18 protein-coding genes and 2 pseudogenes are annotated in these 21991 nt (G+C 72.6%); 8 read left to right on the forward strand and 12 right to left on the reverse strand.

Annotated elements, in window-relative coordinates; translation table 11 throughout:
- The 5 genes and pseudogenes from H537_RS44435 to H537_RS57065 all read right to left on the reverse strand — a co-directional run.
- Nucleotides 1-2464: pseudogene (locus H537_RS44435) on the reverse strand (hypothetical protein); the annotation flags it as partial.
- Nucleotides 2465-2589: 125 nt separating this feature from the next.
- Nucleotides 2590-3144, reverse strand: coding sequence for a hypothetical protein (locus H537_RS0120620; protein WP_156901866.1), 555 nt, complete (start codon nucleotides 3142-3144; stop codon nucleotides 2590-2592).
- A gap of 105 nt (nucleotides 3145-3249) precedes the next feature.
- The gene (locus H537_RS56840) at nucleotides 3250-3669 is read right to left on the reverse strand and encodes a M10 family metallopeptidase C-terminal domain-containing protein (RefSeq protein ID WP_169517065.1); all 420 of its coding nucleotides are present in this window, start codon (nucleotides 3667-3669) and stop codon (nucleotides 3250-3252) included.
- 98 nt (nucleotides 3670-3767) lie between these two features.
- Nucleotides 3768-4454: a glycosyltransferase gene (locus tag H537_RS44440; protein WP_441293982.1), complete on the reverse strand. Its 687-nt coding sequence runs from the start codon at nucleotides 4452-4454 to the stop codon at nucleotides 3768-3770.
- Nucleotides 4437-4805, reverse strand: a pseudogene (locus H537_RS57065) (glycosyl transferase family 1); the annotation flags it as partial. The pseudogene H537_RS57065 and the gene H537_RS44440, both read right to left, overlap by 18 nt.
- A gap of 395 nt (nucleotides 4806-5200) precedes the next feature.
- Here H537_RS57065 and H537_RS0120635 point away from each other — a divergent pair.
- A complete protein-coding gene (locus tag H537_RS0120635; RefSeq protein WP_375136333.1) occupies nucleotides 5201-6523 on the forward strand; it encodes a PQQ-dependent sugar dehydrogenase in 1323 nt (440 codons plus the stop codon).
- 37 nt (nucleotides 6524-6560) lie between these two features.
- Here the strand turns inward: H537_RS0120635 and H537_RS0120640 are convergent, their stop codons facing one another.
- From H537_RS0120640 to dbpA, 4 genes are all read right to left on the reverse strand, one after another.
- Entirely contained in the window at nucleotides 6561-7328 is a 768-nt protein-coding gene (locus tag H537_RS0120640) for a ParA family protein (protein WP_028999355.1), read from the reverse strand.
- Nucleotides 7329-7419: 91 nt separating this feature from the next.
- Nucleotides 7420-9882 carry a response regulator gene (locus H537_RS44445; protein WP_084150841.1) on the reverse strand — a complete coding sequence of 821 codons (2463 nt, stop codon included), beginning with the start codon at nucleotides 9880-9882 and terminating at the stop codon, nucleotides 7420-7422.
- A gap of 255 nt (nucleotides 9883-10137) precedes the next feature.
- Entirely contained in the window at nucleotides 10138-12063 is a 1926-nt protein-coding gene (locus H537_RS44450; RefSeq protein ID WP_238446744.1) for an ABC transporter ATP-binding protein, read from the reverse strand.
- Nucleotides 12064-12079: 16 nt separating this feature from the next.
- Nucleotides 12080-13504 (reverse strand): ATP-dependent RNA helicase DbpA, encoded by a 1425-nt coding sequence (gene dbpA / locus H537_RS0120655; RefSeq protein WP_028999356.1) that lies wholly within the window; start codon nucleotides 13502-13504, stop codon nucleotides 12080-12082.
- A gap of 167 nt (nucleotides 13505-13671) precedes the next feature.
- Here dbpA and H537_RS0120660 point away from each other — a divergent pair, with 167 nt between their 5' ends.
- A complete protein-coding gene (locus tag H537_RS0120660; RefSeq protein WP_028999357.1) occupies nucleotides 13672-14685 on the forward strand; it encodes an LLM class flavin-dependent oxidoreductase in 1014 nt (337 codons plus the stop codon).
- A 7-nt stretch (nucleotides 14686-14692) separates the two neighbouring features.
- Complete coding sequence (locus tag H537_RS0120665) at nucleotides 14693-14947, forward strand: RNA-binding S4 domain-containing protein (RefSeq protein ID WP_028999358.1); 255 nt, start codon at nucleotides 14693-14695, stop codon at nucleotides 14945-14947.
- Nucleotides 14948-14967: 20 nt separating this feature from the next.
- Here the strand turns inward: H537_RS0120665 and H537_RS44455 are convergent, their stop codons facing one another.
- On the reverse strand, nucleotides 14968-17169 hold the full coding sequence (locus H537_RS44455; protein WP_051243028.1) for a TonB-dependent receptor plug domain-containing protein: 2202 nt from the start codon (nucleotides 17167-17169) through the stop codon (nucleotides 14968-14970).
- Nucleotides 17170-17271: 102 nt separating this feature from the next.
- Between H537_RS44455 and H537_RS0120675 the strand changes: the two genes are divergently transcribed.
- On the forward strand, nucleotides 17272-18279 hold the full coding sequence (locus H537_RS0120675; protein ID WP_028999359.1) for a Tim44 domain-containing protein: 1008 nt from the start codon (nucleotides 17272-17274) through the stop codon (nucleotides 18277-18279).
- A 17-nt stretch (nucleotides 18280-18296) separates the two neighbouring features.
- Nucleotides 18297-18848, forward strand: a complete 552-nt coding sequence (locus H537_RS0120680; protein WP_238446745.1) for a protein-tyrosine phosphatase family protein — start codon at nucleotides 18297-18299, stop codon at nucleotides 18846-18848.
- Between the two features lie 69 nt (nucleotides 18849-18917).
- Here the strand turns inward: H537_RS0120680 and H537_RS0120685 are convergent, their stop codons facing one another.
- A complete protein-coding gene (locus H537_RS0120685; protein ID WP_028999361.1) occupies nucleotides 18918-19130 on the reverse strand; it encodes a cold-shock protein in 213 nt (70 codons plus the stop codon).
- A 250-nt stretch (nucleotides 19131-19380) separates the two neighbouring features.
- Between H537_RS0120685 and H537_RS44460 the strand changes: the two genes are divergently transcribed.
- From H537_RS44460 to H537_RS0120700, 3 genes are read left to right on the forward strand one after another with little or no spacing between them, the layout of a single operon-like run.
- A complete protein-coding gene (locus H537_RS44460; protein ID WP_043459363.1) occupies nucleotides 19381-20010 on the forward strand; it encodes an RluA family pseudouridine synthase in 630 nt (209 codons plus the stop codon).
- Nucleotides 20011-20030: 20 nt separating this feature from the next.
- Complete coding sequence (locus tag H537_RS0120695) at nucleotides 20031-20627, forward strand: flavin reductase family protein (RefSeq protein WP_028999362.1); 597 nt, start codon at nucleotides 20031-20033, stop codon at nucleotides 20625-20627.
- The gene (locus tag H537_RS0120700) at nucleotides 20624-21394 is read left to right on the forward strand and encodes an SDR family NAD(P)-dependent oxidoreductase (RefSeq protein ID WP_043459365.1); all 771 of its coding nucleotides are present in this window, start codon (nucleotides 20624-20626) and stop codon (nucleotides 21392-21394) included. The genes H537_RS0120695 and H537_RS0120700 overlap by 4 nt, the downstream gene beginning before the upstream one ends.
- A gap of 4 nt (nucleotides 21395-21398) precedes the next feature.
- Here H537_RS0120700 and thpR read toward each other — a convergent pair whose 3' ends face one another.
- The gene (gene thpR / locus H537_RS0120705; RefSeq protein WP_051243029.1) at nucleotides 21399-21959 is read right to left on the reverse strand and encodes an RNA 2',3'-cyclic phosphodiesterase; all 561 of its coding nucleotides are present in this window, start codon (nucleotides 21957-21959) and stop codon (nucleotides 21399-21401) included.
- Between the last annotated feature and the right edge of the window lie 32 nt (nucleotides 21960-21991).

A 21991-nucleotide genomic window follows, 5' to 3' on the forward strand; every position in this document is an offset into this window, starting at 1 on the left:
CGTTGCCGGGCGCGGTGCTGGCGTTGATGTAGTCGTTGCCCGTGCCGCCCAGCAGCGTGTCGTTGCCGCTGCCGCCGTCGAGGTTGTCGTCGCCGTCGCCGCCGTCGATGGAGTCGTTGCCGGCCTCGCCGTGGAGGCCGCTGACGCCGTAGCTGCGGCCCTTGTAGGTCTGGCCGTACCAGCCCTGGTCGTTGCCCTCGCCGCCGAGGATCGTGTCATTGCCGAAGCCGCCCAGGACCACGTCGCCGCCGCTGCCGGCGTCGAGCAGGTCGTTGCCGCTGAAGCCGAAGAGCGTGTCGCTGCCTTCGCCGCCGCGCAGCGTGTCGTTGCCGCCGAAGGCACCGTCGAGCAGGTCGTTGCCGCTGGAGCCTGAGAGGCTGTCGGCGCCGTCGGCGCCCACGAGGGTGTCGGGGTCGGGGCTGCCGGCGGACTTGCGTGCAAGCGTGTCGCCCTGCGGGTCGAGCCCGTACACGAAGCTGGCCTGGTCCAGCGCCCCGGGCAGCACGCCGTCGAGCTGCGCGATGCTGACCCACTGGGCGCCGTTGGCCGGGCCGCTGAGGTCCACCTGCACCAGCGTGCCGCCGCTGCCCGTGGGCTCCAGGCGCAGCCAGCCGCCGGTGAAGGGGTTGCGCATGTCGAAGCCCAGCTCCTGCAGCCGGCCCAGCACGCTGGTGAGGTCCAGCCGGTCGCCGTCGGCCACCGAGAAGTCGGTGATGCGTGCCCGCACGCGCCCGGCTTCGTAGGCGCGCAGCGACAGCTCCACCAGGTCGGCACCGCTGCCCAGCGTGATCACGCCGGAGGCATGGCTGCCGCTCCACTCCTCCAGGTCCACCAGGTCGTTGCCCGCGCCGGCGTCCACATGGTTGCCGTCCTCGTGCAGCACGATGCGGTCGTCGCCGTCGCCGCCGAGGATGGTGGAGGAGCCGCCGACGTTGATGGTGTCGTTGCCGGCGCCGGCGTCCACGTAATGGCCGCTGCTGTTGCTGTAGGCGCTGGTGATGATCTGGTCGTCGCCGCCGCTGGCGAAGGCCACGAGCTGGCCGTCGCCGCCGTCGAGCGTGTCGTTGCCCGCGCCGCTGACCAGGGTGTCGTTGTCGGCACCGCCGTAGAGGTAGTCGCCCGCGGTGTCGGTGGCGATGACGGTGTAGCTGACGTCGTTGCGCGTGGCGCCGAAGACGACGTTGTTCACGCCGGCCCACAGGCGGTCGTCCCCGCCGTCGCCGCTGAGGTAGTCGCGCCCGCTGCCGCCGTCGAGCCGGTCGTCCTGCGCGCCGCCCATGATGTAGTCGTTGCCGGCGCCGCCCGAGAGGCTGTCCTGCCCGTCGCCGCCGCTGAGCGTGTCGTCGCCCGCGCTGGCCAGGATGGTGTCCGCGCCCGCGCCGCCGTCGGCGTTGATGCGGCCCGCGCCGCTGAGCAGGTCGTTGCCGGCCTCGCCGTAGAGCTGGTCCACGCTGCCGTCGGCGGCGCCGCCGGCCAGGGTGTCGTTGCCGAAGCCCCCGTAGATCGTGTCGCTGCCCAGGCCGCCGTCCACGCTGTCGTTGCCGTAGGTGGTGCGCACCAGGTCGTTGCCGGCGCCGGCGCTGACGGTGTCGTTGCCGTCGAGCAGGAACAGCCGGTCGCTGCCGGCCGTGCCGGCCAGGTTGGCGTGCATGACCACGCCGTCGAGCCTGAAGGGCGGGTCGAAGTTCTGCGCCGTGAGCTGCGCCAGCGTGACGCCGCGCAGCACCGCGACGGTGGCGTAGACCGAGCCGTCCAGGCCGCCGGTGGCGTCCACCTCCAGCAGCAGGTCGCTGCCTGACTGGCGCAGCCGCAGCCAGCTCGCGCCGCCGAGCACGCCGGCGGCGGACTGCACGGTGCGGGTGCCGTCGAGCTTGAAGCGCTCCTGGTCGATGAGCGGGTTCAGTCCGTCGTAGCCGGCCGGCGCGAGGTCGGCGAAGAGCTCGTGCAGCGACAGCACGTCGCCGCCGGCGCCGGGCTTGAAGTCCTGCACGTCGTAGATGCCGTGCGCGACGCGGTCGGCGTAGGACAGCACGACGCGGTCGCCGCCCTCCAGCGCCGTGGCGGCGTCGTTGTCGTCGGTGTAGAGGGTGCCGTTGGCGCGGATCACGTCGGCGCCCAGGCCGCCGTAGATCAGGTTGGTGCCGCCCAGCGAGGTGATGGTGTCGTTGCCCAGCCCGCCGTCGATGGTGGCGCTGCCATCGGCCGTGACCGCGTCGTTGCCGCCGCCGGCGAAGACTGTGTTGCCCACGCCGGCCACGATGGTGTCGTTGCCGGCGTCGGCGCGGTCCTGCGGCGCCTCGGCGTAGCGGTCGCCGTAGATGAGGTTGCCGCTGCTGTGGTCGTCGATGGTGTCGCCCGCGCCGCCGCCGTAGATCGTGTCCGCGCCGTCGTAGCCGTACAGCGCGTCACCACCAGCACCGCCGGCCAGCGTTTCGGGAGAATTCGAACCGTAATAGGTAGGCATGGCCGGAGTTGCCGGAAGATTCCGGCATTAACGTCAACTTTTAGATTTTCACACGTTGTTTCTCAAGTGGCACCCAAACCGGGGGGCATCGCGCAAGGGGCGTTGTGGCGAGCCAAGCGGCGGCTTCAGGCCGCGGCCGCGCAGGGAAGGTCGTCGCGCTGCCGCGGACGCACTGGCGTGCGCCCGCGGCGCGCGGTGCCGTGCTCGGCACGCACCAGCGAGCCGCCCAGGCGCAGCGGCGGGTCGAAGTTCTGGGGAACGATCTGCGCCAGGTCCACGCCGCGCAGCACCAGCACCGGGCGGTACACGGCGGTGTCGGGGTGGGCGCCGGTGTCGGCCTCCACCACGAGGTCGGTGCCCGACTGGCGCAGCCGCAGCCAGCTGTTGCCGCCGAGCACCCCGGCGCCCACCTGGACCACGCGGCAGCCATCGCGCGCCAAGCGGAAGCGGTCGATGAAGGGGTGGCGCCCGTCGCAGCCCACGGGTGCGAGCTCGGCGTAGAGGCGGCGCAGCGAGATCACGTCGCCGCCGGGGCCGGGCCTGAAGTCCGGGACGTAGGACGCGCCGAGCACGAACTGCTCGGCCCGGAAAGCGACGACACCGGAACGGCCGCCGCGCGATGCACTTCCGCGCGCGCCCGCGGCGAGGACGTCGCAGGGGGAGGTATGGAGATGTGCCATGGGCGCCAATCTCACACCCCTGCCCCGGACGGCACATGGGAGGACTGTGTGCCGCGCGCTAGGCGCTTTCTCCTGCCACCCGGGAGGTTTATCCCCCGGGGCGGTTCAGCCCGGGCTCAGACCACGAACAGGTCCGCTGCCCCCAGCGCGGTGTGGGGGCGTGAGCGTGGCGATCAGCACCGCGGCGCCGGCGCCGCTGCCGTCGGCGTCGTAGCGCAGCGCGCCGGTGGCCTCGTCGTAGATCAGCCGGTCATCGGCCTGGTCCGCCTGGGTGCCCAGCGCGGCATAGGCGGCGTGGCTGAACTCCAGCCGGTCGTCGGCGGTCTTGAAGTCCAGGATCGGGTCGCGGCCCGTCGCCGCGGGCGCCTCGGCGAAGCGGAAGGCGTCCTGGCCCGTGCCGCCCGAGAGCTGGTCGCGCCCGGTGACGCCGATCAGCGTGTCGTCGCCGGTGCCGCCGTCGAGCGAGTCGGCGCCGTCGGTGCCGGTGTAGTTGTCGTTGCCCCGCGTGCCCTGCCAAGTGGCGATCGTTTTCTCCCCCGTTGTGTTGTCGTGGGCGCCTGGAGGCGCCCGGGGTGCAGTCCTCCGCCGCGCGGCGCGGGCCGGTGCCTGTGGTCAGGTCGCCTTCACACCGCCTGGCCCCGCGCCGCCACCCGCTCCAGCAGCTTCAGCCCGTCGGGCAGGCAGCGGGTGAGCAGGTCGTAGCGCTGCACGACGGTGGCGCGCGCGGCCTCGCGCGCGGCCTGCACCTCGGCGCCGCCGCGCAGCACCTGGGCGACCTGCTGCGCCAGGGCCTCGGTGTCGAAGAAGTCGGTGAGCCAGCCGTTGCGGCCGTGCTCGATCACCTCCCGCACCGGCGTCGTGTTCGAGCCCACCACCGCGCAGCCGCTGGCCATGGCCTCCAGCATCGACCACGACAGCACGAAGGGGTACGTGAGGTAGGTGTGCACGGCCGAGACCTGCAGCAGCTTCAGGTACTGCGCGTAGGGCAGCTTGCCGGTGAAGTGCACGCGCGACCAATCCACGCGCTCGCCCAGCTCGGACTGCAGCCGCGCGCGGTAGCTCTGCCCCTCGGGCAGGCGCTGGCCGTAGCTGACATCGTCGCCGCCCACCATCACCACGCGCGCCTCGGGCGCGCACGCCTGCAACGCCGGCAGGGAGCGCATGAAGACATGGAAGCCGCGGTAGGGCTCCAGGTTGCGCGCGACGTAGGTCACCACCGGGTCGCCATGGCGCAGCTTGAGGCCGCCCCACTCGAACTCGGCCTTGGCGTCGGGCCTGACCAGCCGCGTGTCCACGCCCTCGTGCACCACGCTAAGCTTGTGCTGCCAATCGGCGGGGAACTGCGCGCGCTGCCACTCGGTGGGGCACACGCCGGCGTCGATGTCGTCCAGCGCCAGCAAGTGCGGCGTCTTGCGCAGCTGCAGCCGCGCCAGGCCGTCGGCGCTGGTGGGGTACTCGGGGTCGAAGCCCACGTCGGCGCCGCGCGCGCGGTAGAAGAACTCGCAGTAGCCCAGCATCGGCGTGTCCGGGCACTCGGCGCGGATGAACATCGCCTCGCCCCAGCCCGGGTGCACCACGATCAGGTCGGGCTTGAGGCCCTTGGCGTTGAAGGTCTGCAGCGCACGCGCCACGCCGGCGCACCTGCCCGTCGAGCTCGCGCAGGTGCGCCGGCGTGGCGGCGAACTGCTCGGGCTTGGGCAGCCCGTAGCCGAAGACGCTCAGGCGTGGATGGCGCGCGCCCCAGCGCTCCACGGCTCCGCGCTCGCCCACGGCCAGCACCTCGTCGCCCCGCTGCAGCAGCGCGCCGATGAGGTGCCGGAACTGCGCCGGCATGTTCTGGTGGATGAAGCAAACGCGCATGGGGAGCCTCGGGACTGCAGGGAAAGAGGTTTGAGAGCCAACCCACGAGTCTGCCGCGTCGCGCTTACAAGATGTTTCTGCCATTGAGCCCTCTGTGCTGGCTGCGGCACAACTGCACGCCTTGCGTCCTCGCGCCCGGCCCGGGACTTGCCCCAGGGCCAGGAACGACCGACCGCATTGCACGAAGGAGCCCGCCGTGAACCTGCGCCCTGCCCTGCTGGCCCTGGCCGCCGCCACCGCGCTGGTGACGGCCTGCGGCAGCGACACCGCCCGACTGACGCCGGGCGAGATCACCGGGCCCGATCCCACGCTGCCGCCGCCGCACAAGAAGTTCATTCCCACGGTGGACATCGCGCCCGCGGTGGGCTGGGCGGCGGATGCCAAGCCGGCGGCGGCGCCGGGGCTGCAGGTGGCCGCCTTCGCCACCGGGCTGCAGCACCCGCGCTGGCTGCTCGTGCTGCCCAACGGCGACGTGCTGGTGGCCGAGACCAACGCGCCGCCCAAGCCGCAGGACAACAAGGGCCTCAAGGGCTGGTTCATGAAGCAGGCCATGTCCAAGGCCGGCGCCGGCGTGCCCAGCGCCAACCGCATCACGCTGCTGCGCGACGCCGACGGCGACGGCGTGGCGGAAACGAAATCAGCCTTCCTGGAAGGCTTGAGCTCGCCCTTCGGCATGGCGCTGGTGGGCAACGAGCTGTACGTGGCCAACACCGACGCGGTGGTGCGCTTTCCGTACCAGGCCGGGCAGACGCGCATCACCGCCGCCGGCGAGAAGCTCACCGACCTGCCCGGCGGCCCGATCAACCACCACTGGACCAAGAACCTCATCGCCAGCCGCGACGGCCGCACCCTCTACGCCACCGTGGGCTCCAACTCCAACGTGGCGGAGAACGGACTGCAGGCCGAGGAGGGGCGCGCGGCGATCTGGGAGATCGACCGCGCCACCGGCCGCAAGCGCCTCTACGCCACCGGGCTGCGCAATCCCAACGGCCTGGCCTGGGAGCCGGCCACCGGCGCGCTGTGGACGGTGGTCAACGAGCGCGACGAGATCGGCAACGACCTGGTGCCGGACTACCTGAGCTCGGTGCGCGACGGGGCCTTCTACGGCTGGCCCTGGAGCTACTGGGGCGACAACGTGGACCGGCGCGTGCAGCCGGCCAATCCGCAGGCCGCGGCCAAGGCCGTGAAGCCGGACTTCGCGCTGGGCGCGCACGTGGCGGCGCTGGGCCTGACGTGGGGCGGCGGTGCGTCGGCGCTGCCGCCGGCGCTGCGCGAGGGCATGTTCGTGGGCGAGCACGGCAGCTGGAACCGCAAGCCGCCCTCGGGCTACGAGGTGGTGTTCGTGCCCTTCCGCGACGGCCGCCCGGCGGGCGACCCGCGCAAGGTGCTCGGCGGCTTCCTCAACGACAAGGGCGACGCCCAGGGCCGCCCGGTGGGCGTGGCCATCGACAACCGCGGCGCGCTGCTGGTGGCCGACGACGTGGGGAACGCGGTGTGGAGGGTGACGGGGGCGCAGTGAAAAGGCGCTGCGGCAGGCCCCGTGCAGGAAGCTGTTGTCAGCCCGGCAGCGCCTCGTGCAGCCGCTGGAACTCCTGCGTGAGCTTGTGCCGCGGGTCCAGGTGCACCATGGGTTGGGCGCGCTGGTGCGATTCGCGGATCTTCACCGAGGCGCTGAGGTAGGGCTGCAGCACCGGCAGGCCGTCGTCGATGAGCTGCTGCACCAGCTGCTGCGGCACGTTGGCACGGGGCTGGAACTGGTTGACGACGATACCGTCCACGCGCAGCGCCGCGTTGTGGTCGGCCCGGATCTCCTGGATGCTCGCCAGCAGCGAGTCCAGCGCGCGGCGCGAGAAGGTGTCGCAGTCGAAGGGAATGAGGCAGCCCGTGCCGGCGATCAGCGCCGAGCGCGTGTAGAAGTTCAGCGCCGGCGGGGTGTCGATGTAGATGCGGTCGTAGCCGGGAGCCAGCACCGCCAGCGCGTCGCGCAGCTTGTTCATCTTGTAGCGCGACTCCAGCTTGCCCTGCAGCTCCTCCAGCATCGGGTGCGAGGCCAGCAGCTCCAGGTTCTCGAAGGGCGTGGACACCACGTACTCCGCCAGCGGGCGCTCGTTGAAGATGCTCAGCACCGACTCGAAGAAGCGGCCCAGGTGCCGGCCCTTGTCCTCGGCCAGCGCGTCGCCCAGCAGGTAGTGCGTGGAGTTGCCCTGCGGATCCAAGTCCAGCAGCAGGGTGCGCAGGCCCTGGTGCGCGCTGATCGCGGCCAGGTTGCAGGCGATGGTGGACTTGCCCACCCCGCCCTTCTGGTTGAACACGACGTACCGCATGGCCTTCCCTTCCGCTTGCGTGACATGCGGCTGCCGGGGCCGCGAGCCGCGTATTGTGCAGTGCGGCAAAAACGCAACCCCTGCGGCGGGGTCAAGCCGCCGCGGCCCAGTGCTCCGCGTGCGGCGCCGTGCCGCCGCCGCCGCCGTGCGTCCGGGCGCGGGCGATGCCACGCTCCATCACCGCGCCCAGCGCCTCGCGCGTGAAGGGCTTGCTCAGGTAGTCGTCCATGCCGGCGGCCAGGCAGCGCTCGCGGTCGCCCTCCATGGCGTTGGCGGTGAGCGCCACGATGGGCGTGCGCGGCTGCCCGGGCCGGGCCCGCTCCAGCTCGCGCAGCCGCCGCGTGGCCTGGTAGCCGTCGAGCTCGGGCATCTGGCAGTCCATCAGCACCAGGTCGTGGTGCCCCTCCTGCCAGCGCTGCAGGGCCTCCACGCCGTTGGCCGCCAGCGTCACCTCGCAGCCCAGCGCCTCCAGGTGCGCCTGCGCCAGGATCTGGTTGATCTCGTTGTCCTCGGCCAGGAGCACGCGCAGCGGGGCCGCGGTCAGCGCAGGCCGTGCCGGCGCGGGCACCGGCGCCGCGGCCTGCCCGTGCACGTGCAGCGAGCACAGCAACTCGTGCAGCGCCTGCCGGCGCACGGGCTTGGACAGCCAGCGCACCGGCCCGTCGCTGGCGGCGTCGCCGTCGGCGCTGGCCAGGGAGCTCAGCACCGCCACCGTCAGGCCGCGCCAGGCGGGCTGCGCGTGCACGGCACGCGCCAGGCCCAGCCCGTCCAGCTCGGGGCCGTGGTGGTCGGTGAGCAGCAGGTCCCAGCGCTCGCCGCGACCAGCCGCCTGCGCCAGCCGCGCCAGCGCCTGGGTGGCGTCGCGCACCGCCTCGGCCTGCACGTCCCACTGCGCCAGGCAGCCCAGCAGGATGTCGCGGCTGGCGTCGTTGTCGTCCACCAGCAGCACGCGCAGCCCCGGCAGGCCGGGCGGCCGCGGCGTGAGGCCGCCTTCCGCCGCCAGCGGGCGCAGCGGCAGCCGCAGGGTGAAGACGGCGCCCTCGCCCGCGCGGCTGCGCAGCGTGATCTCGCCGCCCATGAGCCCCGCCAGGTGCTGGCTGATGCTCAGTCCCAGCCCCGTGCCGCCGAAGCGCCGCGTGGTGGAGCTGTCGGCCTGGGTGAAGACGGTGAACAGCCGCGCCTGCACCTCCGGCGCGATGCCGGGGCCGGTGTCGCGCACCTCGACCTCGAAGTGCGAGGGCACCCCCTCGGCGCCGGCTTCGCCGCCCGCGCGCAGCCACACCGCCACCTCGCCGCGGGCCGTGAACTTCAGTGCGTTGGACACCAGGTTGGAGACGATCTGCCGCACCCGCAGCGGGTCGCCCAGCACGCGCCCGGGCAGCCCGGGGTCGATGCCGCACAGCAGCTCCAGCCCCTTGCCCTGTGCCGTGGGCCCGAACAGGCACACGCTCTCCTCCACCACCTGGCCCAGGTCCATGGGCACGCTCTCCACCGACAGGCGCCCGGCCTCGATCTTGGCCAGGTCCAGCACGTCGTTGAGGATGGACAGCAGCGACTCGCCCGAGGCGCGCGCGGTGCGCGCGAAATCGCTCTGGTGCGGGGACAGCGGCGTGTCCATGAGCAGGTCCAGCATGCCCAGCACGCCGTTCATGGGCGTGCGCAGCTCGTGGCTCATGTTGGCGACGAACTCGCTCTTGGCGCGGCTGGCGGCCTCGGCGGCGTCCTTGGCCTGGCGCAGCTCGGCGGTGCGCTGCGCGACGGTGGCTTCGAGCTGGATGGCCTGGCGCGCCAGCGCGGCGTCGCGCTGCTGGATCTCGCCCAGCATGGCGTTGAAGCCGCGCACCAGGCGGCCCAGCTCGTCGGGCGCGCCCTCCTGCACGCGCAGGTCGTAGCGGTGTTCGCGGGTGACGCGGTCCATCGCCTCGGACAGCCGCTGCACCGGGTCGATGAGCTTGCGCCGCAGCCGCGCCGAGATCACCACCGCGCCGCCGGCAGCCATCGCCGCCAGCGCCAGCGAGGCCGCCAGGTGCTGCGCCGCGACGGCCCACAGCGCACCCATGTCCGAATCGATCACCAGCTGCCCGGCGCGGTAGCCGTCGAGCACGATGTCGTGGCGGCTGACCTGGTCGCTCCAGCCCTGCTCCAGCGCGTGGCCCGCACCCGGGCGCTGCTCCAGCGCGCTGGCGCGGGCGCGCAGCTCCGACTGCCAGCGCGGGTCCCGCGGCGGGCCGCTGCGGCGGTAGGCGCCCAGCACGACGCCGCTGTCGTCCAGCAGCAGCGCGCCCTGGACCTCGGGCCGCTCCGACAGGCCCTCCAGCACCACCTGCGCCGCGTCCAGGTCGTCCAGCACCAGCGCCGCGCGCAGGTGATGCACCAGCATGCGCGCCACGCTCAGCGACTCGGTGCGCATCTGCGCCCGGTCGTCCAGCAGCCCGCGCGAGACTTCCACCGCCCCCAGCAGCAGCGCCGCGAGCATGGCCGCGGCGGCCACGGCCCAGCGCATCTGACGTCGGATCGACGCACCCAACCTGGGCCCCTGCAGGACGGCGCTCATGATCGGCCGCCTTGACTTCGCCCCCGGGCGCCGGCGCGCCACGGCGAAGCGGCCCAACGGCAGGACAGCAGAACGGACGGGGCGACGACGGACATGGACATGGGCAACGGCATGGGAGGCAGCCCGAAGGCCATTCGGGGAGTACGTCCCCGGCTTCGGGTGTGACCGCTCGGGATTGAGGTTACCGGAATTGGCTCCGGGCAACAGGCCGTAAGGCGTGCAACGGCGCGCCGGTGTTGCCGCCGGGTGCCGGGCTCAGGCCGTCGGCCGCTGCGCCTCTTCCTCGTCGGCGTCGTCGTCGGCACGGCGCAGCACGTGCAGCGTCTCTTCCTCTTCCTCGCCGATGAAGCCGCCGCTCTGGTGCGCCCAAAGCCGGGCGTAGATGCCGCCGCGCGCCAGCAGGCTGCGGTGGTCGCCCTCCTCCACGATGCGGCCGCGGTCCAGCACCACCAGCCGGTCCATGGCGGCGATGGTGGACAGCCGGTGCGCGATGGCCACCACCGTCTTGCCCTCCATCAGCTTGTAGAGGCTGGCCTGGATGGCGGCTTCCACCTGGGAGTCCAGCGCGCTGGTGGCCTCGTCCAGCAGCAGGATCGGCGCGTCCTTGAGCATCACGCGCGCGATGGCGATGCGCTGGCGCTGCCCGCCCGAGAGCTTCACGCCGCGCTCGCCCACGTGCGCCTCGTAGCCGTGGCGGCCGGACGCGTCGTTGAGCACCTGGATGAAGTCGTGCGCCTCGGCGCGCTTGGCGGCGGCCAGCACCTGCGCGTCGCTCGCGTCGGGACGGCCGTAGACGATGTTGTCGCGCACCGAGCGGTGCAGCAGCGAGGTGTCCTGCGTGACCATGCCGATCTGCGCGCGCAGGCTGTCCTGCGTCACCTGCGCGATGTCCTGGCCGTCGATCAGGATGCGCCCGCCCTGCACGTCGTAGAAGCGCAGCAGCAGGTTCACCAGCGTGCTCTTGCCCGCGCCGGAGCGCCCCACCAGGCCGATCTTCTCGCCCGGGCGGATGTGCAAGTTGAAGTCCGCCAGCAGCGGCTCGGCCGCGGTCCCTTCGGCGCCGTAGGCGAAGCGCAGGTGCTCGAAGCGCACCTCGCCACGCGTGACGCGCAGCGGCGGCGCATCGGGCACGTCCACCACCGTGCGTGACCTGCTCAGCGTGTTGATGCCGTCCTGCACCGTGCCGACGTGCTCGAACAGCGAGGCCATCTCCCACATGATCCAGTGCGAGATGCCGTTGAGCCGCAGCGCCATGGCGGTGGCCGCCGCCAGCGCGCCGGCGCTGGCCTGGCCCTGCAGCCACAGCCACAGCGCCACGCCGGCGGTGCTGCCGATGAGGGCCATGCTCAGCGTGTGGTTGACGATCTCGAAGCCGCTGACCAGCCGCATCTGGCCGTGCACGGTCAGCATGAACTCCTGCATCGCCGAGCGCACGTAGCCGGCCTCGCGCTGCGCGTGCGAGAACAGCTTCACCGTGGCGATGTTGGTGTAGGCGTCGGTGATGCGGCCGGTCATGAGCGAGCGCGCGTCGGCCTGCGCCTTCGACACCTTCCCCAGGCGCGGCACGAAGTACCACAGCGCCAGGCCGTAGCAGAGCACCCAGGCGGCGAAGGGCCAGACCAGGCGCAGGTCGAAGGCGCCCGCCACCACCACCACGGTGACGAAGTAGATGGTCACGAACACCAGGATGTCGCCCAGCGTGAACCAGGCCTCGCGCACCGCCAGCGCGGTCTGCATCACCTTGGTGGCCACCCGGCCGGCGAACTCGTCCTGATAGAAGGCCAGGCTCTGCCCCAGCATGCGGCGGTGGAAGTTCCAGCGCAGCCGCATCGGGAAGTTGCCCGCGAGCGTCTGGTGCTTGAAGGCCGTCTGCAGCGCCACCACCAGCGGGCTGAACAGCAGGATGGCCGCCAGGCCCAGCAGGCTCCACTTCTCGCGCGCCCACAGCTCCGAGGCCGGCACGCCGGCAAGCCAGTCCACCATGCGGCCGAGCATGCCGAACAGCAGCGCCTCGAAGGCGCCGATGACGGCGGTGAGCAGCGTCATGCCCAGCAGCCACGGGCGCATGCCCCGCGAGCAGGCCCAGAGGAAGGCGAAGAAGCTCTTGGGCGGCGCGGGCGGCGGGCCGTCCGGGTAGGGATCGACCAGGCGCTCGAAGAAGGCGGCGAGGGAACGCAACACGGGGCCGGTCTCCTGTTCAGGCGTCCTGGGGCGGGTCCTGCAGCAGGCGCAGCTTCACGCGCCGGCCCTTGATCTTGCCCTGGGCCAGGCGCGCCACCACGGCCGCGGCCACCTCGCGCGCCACCGCCACGTAGGTCTGGTAGTCGCCGACGTTGATGCGCCCGACCTGCGCGGCCTCCAGGCCGCCCTCGCCGGTGAGCATGCCCAGCACGTCGCCGGGACGGATCTTGTCCTTGCGCCCGCCCAGGATCTGGAGCGTGTGCATCGGCGGGCGCAGCGCGCCGCCGGGCGCTTCCGTCAGCGCGGAGAGCTTTTCCCAGCGCGACTCCCGCCCCTGCTGCTGCTCGATCAAGCCGACGCGGCCCATCTCGTCGAGGGTGGCGAGGTTCAGCGCCAAGCCCGGCGCATCGGCGCGCCCGGTGCGGCCGATGCGGTGCACGTGTTGCGGCGCATCGGGCGTGATCTCGACGTTGATCACCGCGTCCAGCCCCTCGATGTCCAGCCCGCGCGCAGCCACGTCGGTGGCCACCAGCACCGAGCAGCTGCGGTTGGCGAAGCGGACCAGCACCTGGTCTCGCTCGCGCTGCTCCAGCTCGCCGTGCAGCGCCAGCGCCTCGATGCCCTGGGCGCGCAGCACGTCCACCAGATCGCGGCACTGCTGGCGCGTGTTGCAGAAGGCCAGGCTGCTGACCGGGCGGTAGTGCGCCAGCAGCTGCGACACGGCATGCAGCCGCTGCTCCTCCGTGACCTCGAACCAGTGCTCGACGATGCGGCCCGGCGCATGCTTCTCGGCCACCTTCACCTCCTTGGGCTCGCGCAGGAAGCGCTGCGCCAGCTTGGCGATGCCTTCGGGGTAGGTGGCGGAGAACAACAGCGTCTGGCGCTGCTTCGGGCACTGCGCGGCGACGGCGGCGATGTCGTCGAAGAAGCCCATGTCGAGCATGCGGTCCGCCTCGTCCAGCACCAGGGTGGACAGCGCGTCGAGCTTCAGGGTGCCGCGCTGCAGGTGGTCCAGCAGCCGCCCGGGCGTGCCCACCACCACGTGGGCGCCGTAGGCGAGGCTCTCGGCCTGGGGCTTGATCGGGCTGCCGCCGCTGAGGTTGAGCGCCTTGACGTTGGCCTCGGCGCGGGCGAGGCGGCGGATCTGCTGCGTCACCTGCTCGGCCAGCTCGCGCGTGGGGCACAGCACCAGGGCCTGCACCTCCAGCCGCGCCGCGTCCAGGCGCGTGAGCAGCGGCAGCGCGAAGGCGGCGGTCTTGCCGCTGCCGGTGCGCGCCTGCGCGATCAGGTCGTGCCCAGCCAGCGCCAGCGGCAGCGCCGCGGCCTGGATCGGGGTCATGGAGAGGTAGCCCAGCTGTTCGAGGTTGGCCAGCAGCGCGGGCGCCAGCGGCAGTTGCCCGAAGCTCGGGCCGGCCGCTGCAGAAGTGTTCGATTCGGTCATCGCGGCCATTATCCGGAGCCCTACCGGGGCGCACCGGCAAGGGCCTTGCCGGCAAGCCGGCAGCGGGGCTGGGTTAGATTGCCCGCCCTGCCCGTCCCGGCACCGCGCGGCGCCGGGGTCCGACGGCCCTTCTCCTTCCACGCCGGCGCCTCGCCGCCGGCTTCCTCATGAAACTTTCAGTCCTCGACCAATCCGTCTCCCTGGCCGGCGCCGGGGAGGACGCGGCCCTGCGCGACACGCTGGACCTGGCCGTGCACTGCGAGGCGCTGGGCTACCAGCGCTTCTGGTGCTCGGAGCACCACAACCTGCCGACCATCGTGGGCAGCGCGCCGGAGCTGCTGCTGGCGGCCATCGCCGCGCGCACCTCGCGCATCCGCCTGGGCAGCGCCGGCGTGATGCTGCCGCACTACTCGGCGCTCAAGGTCGCGGAGCAGTTCCGCGTGCTGGACGCGCTGGCGCCCGGGCGCATCGACCTGGGCGTGGGACGCGCCCCGGGCGGCGACATGCGCACCGCGCGCGCCCTGAACCCCAACGCCTACGCCGCGGCGGAGAACTTCCCGCAGCAGGTGCAGGAGCTGCAGACCTGGGTCAGCGGCGCGTCGCACCAGGGCATCACGGCGCATCCGCGCCCGCCCGAAGACGCCGGCGAGGAGCGCTCGCCCACGCTGTGGTTGCTGGGCAGCTCGGACTACGGCGCGCAGCTCGCCGCGCACCTGGGGCTGCCCTACGCCTTCGCCTACTTCTTCATGGACGGCCAGGGCGTGGAGCAGGCGCTGCACCTCTACCGCAGCCTGTACCGGCCGAGCGCGCGGCATCCGAAGCCGCAGGCCACCATCTGCGTCTGGGCGCTGGCGGCCGACACCGAGGAGGAGGCGCGCCACCACGCGCTGTCGCGCGAGCGCTGGCGGCTGGACCGCGCGCGCGGCGTCTTCGGCGCGCTGCAGCCGCCGGACGACATCGCCCGCCGCGGCTTCGACGCCGCCGAGCTGCAGCAGCTCGCGCCGATGCGCAGCAAGGCCTTCGTCGGCACGCCGGCGAGCGTGGGCACGCAGCTGCGCGCGCTGGCCGCGGCGCTGGAGCTCGACGAGCTGGTCGTCAACACCTGGGCTTTCGAGCCGGCCGTGCGCCGGCGTTCCTATGCGCTGCTGGCGCGTGAATTCAACCTGGAAAGTGCGGCCTGACATGCGCATGCAACACATCGATTTCGAGCTGCGCGGCGAGTTCATCCCGCTGGACGCGCTGCTGAAGGCCACGGGGCTGGCCGACAACGGCGGCGCGGCCAAGGCCTTGGTCGCTGCCGGCAAGGTGCAGGTGGACGGCCAGCAGGAGCTGCGCAAGACCGCCAAGCTGCGCCCGGGCCAGGTGGTGGCGGTGGCCGGCGCGCGAGTGCGCATCCTCCCGCCGGGAAGCGGGCCGGCGGCGGAGGAAGCGCAAGCGGAGTAGGCGCCGGTGCCGCGGCGCCCTTACAGCTTCATCTCCACCCGCAGCATCCAGTCCACGTAGCTGCGGCTCACCGTCCGCGAGTTCTCGTACAGGGTGCCGTTGTCGTAGACGCTGCCGCGCACGTAGTCCGGCGAAGTGAAGTTGGAGGCCGACAGCCGCACGCCCAGCGTGGGGCTCACGGTCCACAGCGCATAGGCGTCGAACACCGGCTTGCGGCCCTGCACCGCCGTCTCGGTGGCCGACAGCCGGGTCACGTAGCCCGGCGTCCAGTGCAGGTTGCCGCCCACCTTCAGCGGCAGCGCGCGCAGCGTCCAGTCCGCCCCGAGGTTGGCCGTCATGCCCGGCTGCTGCTCCACGCGGTTGTCCGGCCCCGGCACCGACTCCACGCGCGAGCGATAGAAGTTGGCGCTGGCGCGCAGGTCCACCGCCGGCGCCTGCGCCTGCGCCATGAATTCGCGCAGCGCGACCTTCGCCTCCAGCTCCAGCCCCTGCACCGTCGCGTCGCCCACGTTGTAGGGCCGGTTCACCCAGCGCCCGCCCGGCGCGGGCGGCAGCGTCTCGTAGCGCACGAGGTCGCTGATGCGGCGGTGGAACACGCCGGCGCTCAGCAGCCCGCCGCCGGGCAGGTAGCGCTCGAAGGTCAAGTCCAGCCCGGTGGCCAGCTCGGGGCGCAGTGCCGGGTTGCCGGTGCGGTCCGGGCTGGTGGCGCTGTTGTTCACGCTCAGCAGCGGGCGGCCCACCAGGCTGTTCAGCGCCGGCGCGCGATAGCTGCGCGTGAGGCTCATGCGCAGCTGGTCGCGCTGCTTCGGATCGGGTTTCCACACCGCGTGCAGCAGCGGGCTCCACACGGCGCTGCGGTTGCGCTGCCCGCCGTCCAGCCCCGCGCCGCGGGTCTCGATGCTCTCCCAGCGCAAGCCGGCATGCGCGGCCCAGTGCCGGTTGATCTCCCACTCGTCCTGCGCGTAGACGGCCACGCGCTGCGAGCGCGCCTGCAGCGCGCTGCCGTAGCCGGGGAAGCGGGGCTGGCCGTCGGTCAGGTAGCTGCGCACCTCCTCGCGCCGCGCGCCTTCGAGCTCCAGCCCGGCCACGCCGCTGTGCGCGTCGGCCAGCAGCGTGGAGGCCTTGACGCTGGCGTTCCAGCTCCGGTCGGTGATGTCGGCCCGGTCCTGCTGCAGATCGCTGGCGACGCGCTGCACCTCGTCCTCGTAGCGCCAGCGCCCGGCGCCGGCGCGCCACTCCAGCCGCGTGCCGTCGCCCAGGCGCTGCGTGCGCTGCGCGCTCAGCCGCAGCAGGTTGAAGTCGGACTCGCCGCGGCCGTCGAGCTGCGTGTAGGGGGCGGTGGCCGCCGGGTCCTGCACCAGCGTGCTGTGGCGGCGGCTGTCGGTGCTGGACAGGATGGCGAAGGGCGTGAGCGTGACGGCCTCGCCCTCGCCCAGCTTCCACTGCAGCCGGCCGTTGAGCGTGAGGCGCCGGCGCTCGGTCGCGCCGTCGGTGGTTTCCTGGCGGCGCAGCGTGGGCACGCCCGCGACGTCCTGCTCCAGAGTGCTGACGCTGTGCGTGTTGAAGCGCGTCTGCACCGCGTTGGCGCCGAAGGTGTAGGACAGCGCGCCGTCGCTGCCGCTGCGCGTCCAGCTCAGCCCGGGGCTCCAGCGCCCGTCCTCCAGGCCCAGCGACAGGCGCAGGTCGTTGAGGCGCTTCCTGAAGCTTTCGCGCGTGATGATGTTGATCGTGCCAGCGACGGCACGCGCGCCGGTCTCGGCCGTGGGGGCGCGCAGGATCTCGATGCGCTCGATCTGGTCGGGCGCGATGGAGTCGATCTCGAAGCCCGGCGGCACGCGCTCGCCGTCGAGCAGGATCTGCGTGTAGCCGCCGCCCAGCCCGCGCAGGCGCGGATTGCCGCCGCGCCCGGGCGCGCCGTCCAGCGTCACGCCCGGCAGCCGCTTGAGCACCTCGCCCAGCGAGGCATCGCCGAAGCGCTCGATCTCCTCGCGCCCGACCACGGTCTTGGCCACGGTGGACTGGCGCCGCTCCTGCATCTCGCCGCCGCTGCGCTCGCCGGTGATCTCCACCCGCTGCGGCGCCGCGCCGTCCGGGGCGGGCACGGGGGCTGCCGGTGGAGCCGGCACGGTCTGGGCGGAAGCGCCGCCGGCCAGGGCACAGGCCGCGGCGATGAGGTTCAGGCCCAGGCCATGGGCGCGGAAGACAGGTTTCGGGAAAGGCATCCCGAAATTGTCATTCACCCGTCTTGGGGAACTTTGGGGCGCCCTCATCATTCAGAGCATCTAGCCCGGGCCGTTGCCCGGACCTCGGAGAGAGACAGAGCAATGAGCAAGACAAGGACTGGACTGCTGGGCGCGCTGATGCTGGCCGTGGCGGCCGCGTCGTTCACGCCCGTGATGGCCGAGGCCAAGCGCCTGGGCGGCGGCGGCTCGGCGGGCATGCAGCGCAGCACCCCGCCGGCGAACCACGCGACGCCGAACCACACGACGCCGAACCAGGCCGCCCCCAACCAGGCCACGCCAGCCCAGCAGGCCGCGCCTGCGGCGGCTGCCGGCACGGCTGCCGCTGCCGCGGCGCCCAAGCGCAACTGGCTCGGCCCCGTGGCCGGCCTGGCCGCGGGCCTGGGCATCGCGGCACTGCTGAGCCACTTCGGCATGGGCGAGGCGGTGGCGAACTTCGTGATGATGGCGCTGCTGGCCATCGCCGCGATCTTCCTGGTCCGCTTCCTGGTCAGCCGCTTCGCCGGCAAGAAGGCCGGTCCGCAGCCGGCCTACGCCGGCGCCGGCGCGGGTGCCGGCAGCAACGGCATGGCCTCGCCGTGGAACGCGCAGCAGGGCTTGAGCCAGCCGATGCAGCGCCAGGCCGAGGGCTTCAACGTCGCGCAGCCGGGCACGGGCTTCAACTCGGCCGGCATGGGCGGCAGCACGGTGGCGCCGGCTTCCTCCGGCCCGAACCTGCCGGCGGACTTCGACCAGGCGTCCTTCGAGCGCGCGGCCAAGATGATCTTCATCCGCATGCAGGCCGCCAACGACAGCGCCGACCTCAACGACCTGCGCCAGTTCACGACGCCGGAGCTGTTCGCCCACCTGCGCCTGGACCTGCAGGAGCGCACCGGCAAGGCCCAGACCACCGACGTGGTGCGCGTGGACGCGCAGGTGCTGGACTGGGTGCAGGAGCGTGACCAGCAGGTGGTGAGCGTGCGCTACAGCGGCCTGGTCCGCGAGGAGCGCGACGCGCCGGCGGCCGACTTCGACGAGGTCTGGCACCTGGTGCGTCCGGCCGACGGCAGCCGCGACTGGGCCATCGCCGGCATCCAGCAGTACTCGCACTGAGCCGGGAGCCGCGGCGCATGAACGCCCCGTCCACCACGAGCGCGGGCGCCGTGCCGCCCGCCGGCGCGGCGCCGGCGGGCCACGGCAGCGTGCCGGTGATGCGCGGCGTGGCGCTGCCGACCGGCGTGCCGGGACAGCTGTGGCTGTCGGCCATGCCGGGGCGCTTCGAGCCGATGAAGCGCTTCCTGGCCGAGGCGAAGCAGCGCCAGCTGGCGCTGGTGCTGTGCCTGGCGCCGGTGGAGGAACTGGTGGAGCTGTCGCCCGCCTACCGCTCGGCCGTGGCGCAGGGCACGCTGCCCTTTCGCTGGCTGAACCTGCCGATGCGCAACTTCGGGCTGCCGCCGGACCTGCCGGAGTTCCACGCCGGCATCGCGCAAGCCATCGAGGCGCTGCGCGCGGGCGACGCGGTGCTGCTGCACTGCGCCGCCGGGCTGGGGCGCACCGGCAGCGCCGCGGCCTGCGTGCTCAAGGCGCTGGGCCTGCCCACGGCGCAGGCGCTTCAGCGCGTGCGCGAGGCGGGCTCCAACCCGCAGACGGCGCAGCAGACGGGGCTGGTCGAGCGCTTCTGAAACTGCCCGCGCCCGGCTTCAACGAAAAACGCGGCCCGAGGCCGCGTTTTTTCATGGGAGGAGAACCGCTTACAGGGCGCGGATCTTCGCAGCCTGCAGGCCCTTGGGCCCCTCGCGCACTTCGAATTCCACGCGCTGGTTTTCCTTCAGGCTCTTGAAGCCCTCGGACTGAATTTCGCTGAAATGGGCGAACACGTCCTTGCCGCCGCCATCCGGCGTGATGAAACCAAAGCCCTTGCCGTCATCGAACCACTTGACGATGCCGGATTGTTGGATGCTCATGAGAAAAACCTTATTTGTGGATGCACTGGAATCCGGCCGGTGTTCCTCCCGAGGCCGGAGCAGAAATGCTCCAGAAGCGCAGCATGGAAATTCAAACCGGGCCGGCCGCGACGGCATCCGCAAGGGCGCCGCAGGGCTCAGGAGGAAAGCCACGTCATGACGTATCTGGACGTTTCTGCGCGAACCATTCTACACACGGCCTTCTCTGCCACCGCGACAAGAAATCGGACCTATATGCTCACAAACTCATATGGACCGAATTTCCTTACTTCATTCTGACGAGTATCTTCTGATCCTCGTCAAACCTTCCGGACTTCTGGCGGTGCCGGGCCGCACCGAGCCCGATTGCCTGGCGGCGCGCGCCCAGGCGCAGTTTCCCGATGCGCTGGTGGTGCACCGGCTGGACATGGCGACCTCGGGGCTGATCGCCATGGGCCGGGGCGCCGAGGCGCAGCGCTCGCTGAGCATGGCCTTCGCCGAGCGCCGCGTGCACAAGCGCTACGTGGCGGTGGTGGACGGGCACCTGGAGGCGCCGCTTGGCGGCTGGGGCGAGATCGCGCTGCCGCTGCGCTGCGACTGGCCCAACCGGCCGCGACAGATGGTCGACCACGCGCTGGGCAAGCCGTCGCTGACGCGCTGGCGCGTGCTGGCACACGAGGACGGCGCCACGCGCGTGGAGCTGGAGCCGGTAACGGGGCGCTCGCACCAGCTGCGCGTGCACCTGGCGGCGCTGGGGCATCCGATTCTGGGCGACGAGCTGTATGCGCCGCCGGCGGTGCTGGCGCGCGCGCCGCGGCTGCTGCTGCACGCGGCGGCGCTGGCCCTGCCGCACCCAGGCGACGGCACGGTCAGGCGCTTCGCCGATCCGGCGCCCTTCTAGAGCGCCGGCATCATGGCGCCATGCGACAAGACGTCCCCCTGCCCCAGGCCTACCGCCTGATGAACCACGGGCCGACCGTGCTCGTGAGCGCCGCCCACGGCGGCCGCCGCAACCTCATGGCCGCCGCGTGGGCCATGCCGCTGGACTTCGATCCGCCCAAGGTGGCGGTGGTGCTGGACAAGAGCACTTTCACGAGGCGGCTGATCGAGTCCTCCGGCGAGTTCGCGCTCAACCTGCCCTGCCGTGCGCAGGCCGACATGGCCTACACCGTGGGCAGCTGCGGCGGCGAGGCGCTGGACAAGTTCGAGGCGTTCGGCATCGGCAGCTTCGCCGGGCAGGCGACGCAGGCGCCGCTGGTCGAGGGCTGCGTGGCTTGGCTGGAGTGCCGGCTGCTGCCGCAACCCGCGCTGCAGGCGCAGCACGATCTCTTCCTGGCCGAGGTGGTGGCGGCGCAGGCCGACGCGCGCGCCTACGCCCACGGGCGCTGGCAGTTCCGCGACGGCCCCGACGCGGACCCGGCGCTGGACGCCTTGCGCACGCTGCACCACATCGCCGGCGGGCGCTTCTTCCTCTGCGGCGAGCAGGTGCAAGCCCATTCGATGGCGGACAAGACATGAGCACGAACCTGAACCGATTGGTCATCCTCACCGGCGCCTCGCGCGGCATGGGTCGCGCCCTGGCCGTGGCGCTGCTGCGGCGCGAGGGCACGCGGCTGCTGACGCTGTCGCGCCGTCCCGACGCGACGCTGGAAGGCGAGGCGCGCCCCCCAGGCGTGACGCTGGAGCAGTGGGCGCAGGACCTGGCGCAGCCCGTGGCGGCGGCCGAGCGGCTGGAGGCCTGGCTGCGGGCGCAGGCCGCCACGCCCGTGGCCGAGGCGGTCCTGGTCAACAACGCCGCGCTGCTGGCGCCGCCCGGCCCGGTGGAAGGCGTGGAGGCGCCGCTGCTGTCGGACGCGCTGCGCGTGGGGCTGGAGGCGCCGGTGCTGCTCACGCGCGCCTTCCTGCGCGCCACCGAGCCCTGGAGCGCGGCGCGCAAGGTGCTCAACATCTCCTCGGGCCTGGGCCGGCGCGCCATGGCGGCCAGCGCGCCCTATTGCGCGGTCAAGGCCGGGCTGGACCATTTCACCCGCGCGCTGGCGCTGGACGAGGCGCTCAAGCCGCGGGGCGCGCGCGTGGTGTCGCTGGCGCCGGGCGTGATCGATACCGACATGCAGGTGCAGCTGCGCGGCGCCGACCCCGCGCACTTCCCCGACCACGATCGCTTCGTGCAGCTGCGCGAACAGGGCCTGCTGGACAGCCCGGAGCAGGCCGCCGCCAAGCTGCTGGCGTACCTGGAGCGCCCGGATTACGGGACGCAGCCGGTGGCGGACGTGCGCGAGCCCTGAGCCCTCACACCGCCTCCGCCGTCCTCAGCACCTTGTAGAAGCCCGCGTCCGACTGCACCAGCGCCATCTGCGAGAAGCGCCAGTGCAGCGGCGGCGAGTTGGTGGGCGGCTTGGCGCCCTGGGCCTGGCGCGCCAGCGTCAGGTGCGGGCGCCAGGGGCGCGCTTCCAGCGAGATGCCGAGCTGGCGCAGCCGCAGCCCCAGCTGCGCATGCAGCGACTGCAGCGACGCCGGCACCGCCTCGGGCTCCAGCACCGCGATGCCGCCGCGCCACAGCGCCGGGTGCGAGAAGGTCAGCTCCGCGGCGCTGAAGGACGCGGGCATGGCCTGCACCACCCCCTCCACCGCGGACTGCGGCACCTCGCCGATGAAGTGCAGCGTCAGGTGCAGCTTGGACGCTGGCGTGGGCCGTGCCTGCGGCGGCCAGCGCCAGAGCTGCTGGTGCGAGCGCGCTTCCCAGCGTTGCGCGTCGTCAGGCCACAAGCCAATGAAAAGCCGCGCCTGGGCAGCGGCCGGTGAGGTGGAGTTGTTATCGGACTGCACGGCGGAGGCTTCGAACGGTTGCATGTCCCCTACCCTAGCCGGCCCGCGCGCTTCGC

The organism is Azohydromonas australica DSM 1124 (genome assembly GCF_000430725.1).
Classification (GTDB): domain Bacteria; phylum Pseudomonadota; class Gammaproteobacteria; order Burkholderiales; family Burkholderiaceae_C; genus Azohydromonas; species Azohydromonas australica.

Excerpts from the sequence above, each read along its gene's own strand:
- H537_RS0120620 (WP_156901866.1), bottom strand. The coding sequence starts at position 3,144 with ATGGCACATCTCCATACCTCCCCCTGCGACGTCCTCGCCGCGGGCGCG.
- H537_RS0120640 (WP_028999355.1), bottom strand. The coding sequence starts at position 7,328 with ATGCGGTACGTCGTGTTCAACCAGAAGGGCGGGGTGGGCAAGTCCACC.
- H537_RS44445 (WP_084150841.1), bottom strand. The coding sequence starts at position 9,882 with ATGAGCGCCGTCCTGCAGGGGCCCAGGTTGGGTGCGTCGATCCGACGT.
- dbpA (WP_028999356.1), bottom strand. The coding sequence starts at position 13,504 with ATGACCGAATCGAACACTTCTGCAGCGGCCGGCCCGAGCTTCGGGCAA.
- H537_RS0120660 (WP_028999357.1), top strand. The coding sequence starts at position 13,672 with ATGAAACTTTCAGTCCTCGACCAATCCGTCTCCCTGGCCGGCGCCGGG.
- H537_RS0120665 (WP_028999358.1), top strand. The coding sequence starts at position 14,693 with ATGCAACACATCGATTTCGAGCTGCGCGGCGAGTTCATCCCGCTGGAC.
- H537_RS44455 (WP_051243028.1), bottom strand. The coding sequence starts at position 17,169 with ATGCCTTTCCCGAAACCTGTCTTCCGCGCCCATGGCCTGGGCCTGAAC.
- H537_RS0120675 (WP_028999359.1), top strand. The coding sequence starts at position 17,272 with ATGAGCAAGACAAGGACTGGACTGCTGGGCGCGCTGATGCTGGCCGTG.
- H537_RS0120680 (WP_238446745.1), top strand. The coding sequence starts at position 18,297 with ATGAACGCCCCGTCCACCACGAGCGCGGGCGCCGTGCCGCCCGCCGGC.
- H537_RS0120685 (WP_028999361.1), bottom strand. The coding sequence starts at position 19,130 with ATGAGCATCCAACAATCCGGCATCGTCAAGTGGTTCGATGACGGCAAG.
- H537_RS44460 (WP_043459363.1), top strand. The coding sequence starts at position 19,381 with ATGGACCGAATTTCCTTACTTCATTCTGACGAGTATCTTCTGATCCTC.
- H537_RS0120695 (WP_028999362.1), top strand. The coding sequence starts at position 20,031 with ATGCGACAAGACGTCCCCCTGCCCCAGGCCTACCGCCTGATGAACCAC.
- H537_RS0120700 (WP_043459365.1), top strand. The coding sequence starts at position 20,624 with ATGAGCACGAACCTGAACCGATTGGTCATCCTCACCGGCGCCTCGCGC.
- thpR (WP_051243029.1), bottom strand. The coding sequence starts at position 21,959 with ATGCAACCGTTCGAAGCCTCCGCCGTGCAGTCCGATAACAACTCCACC.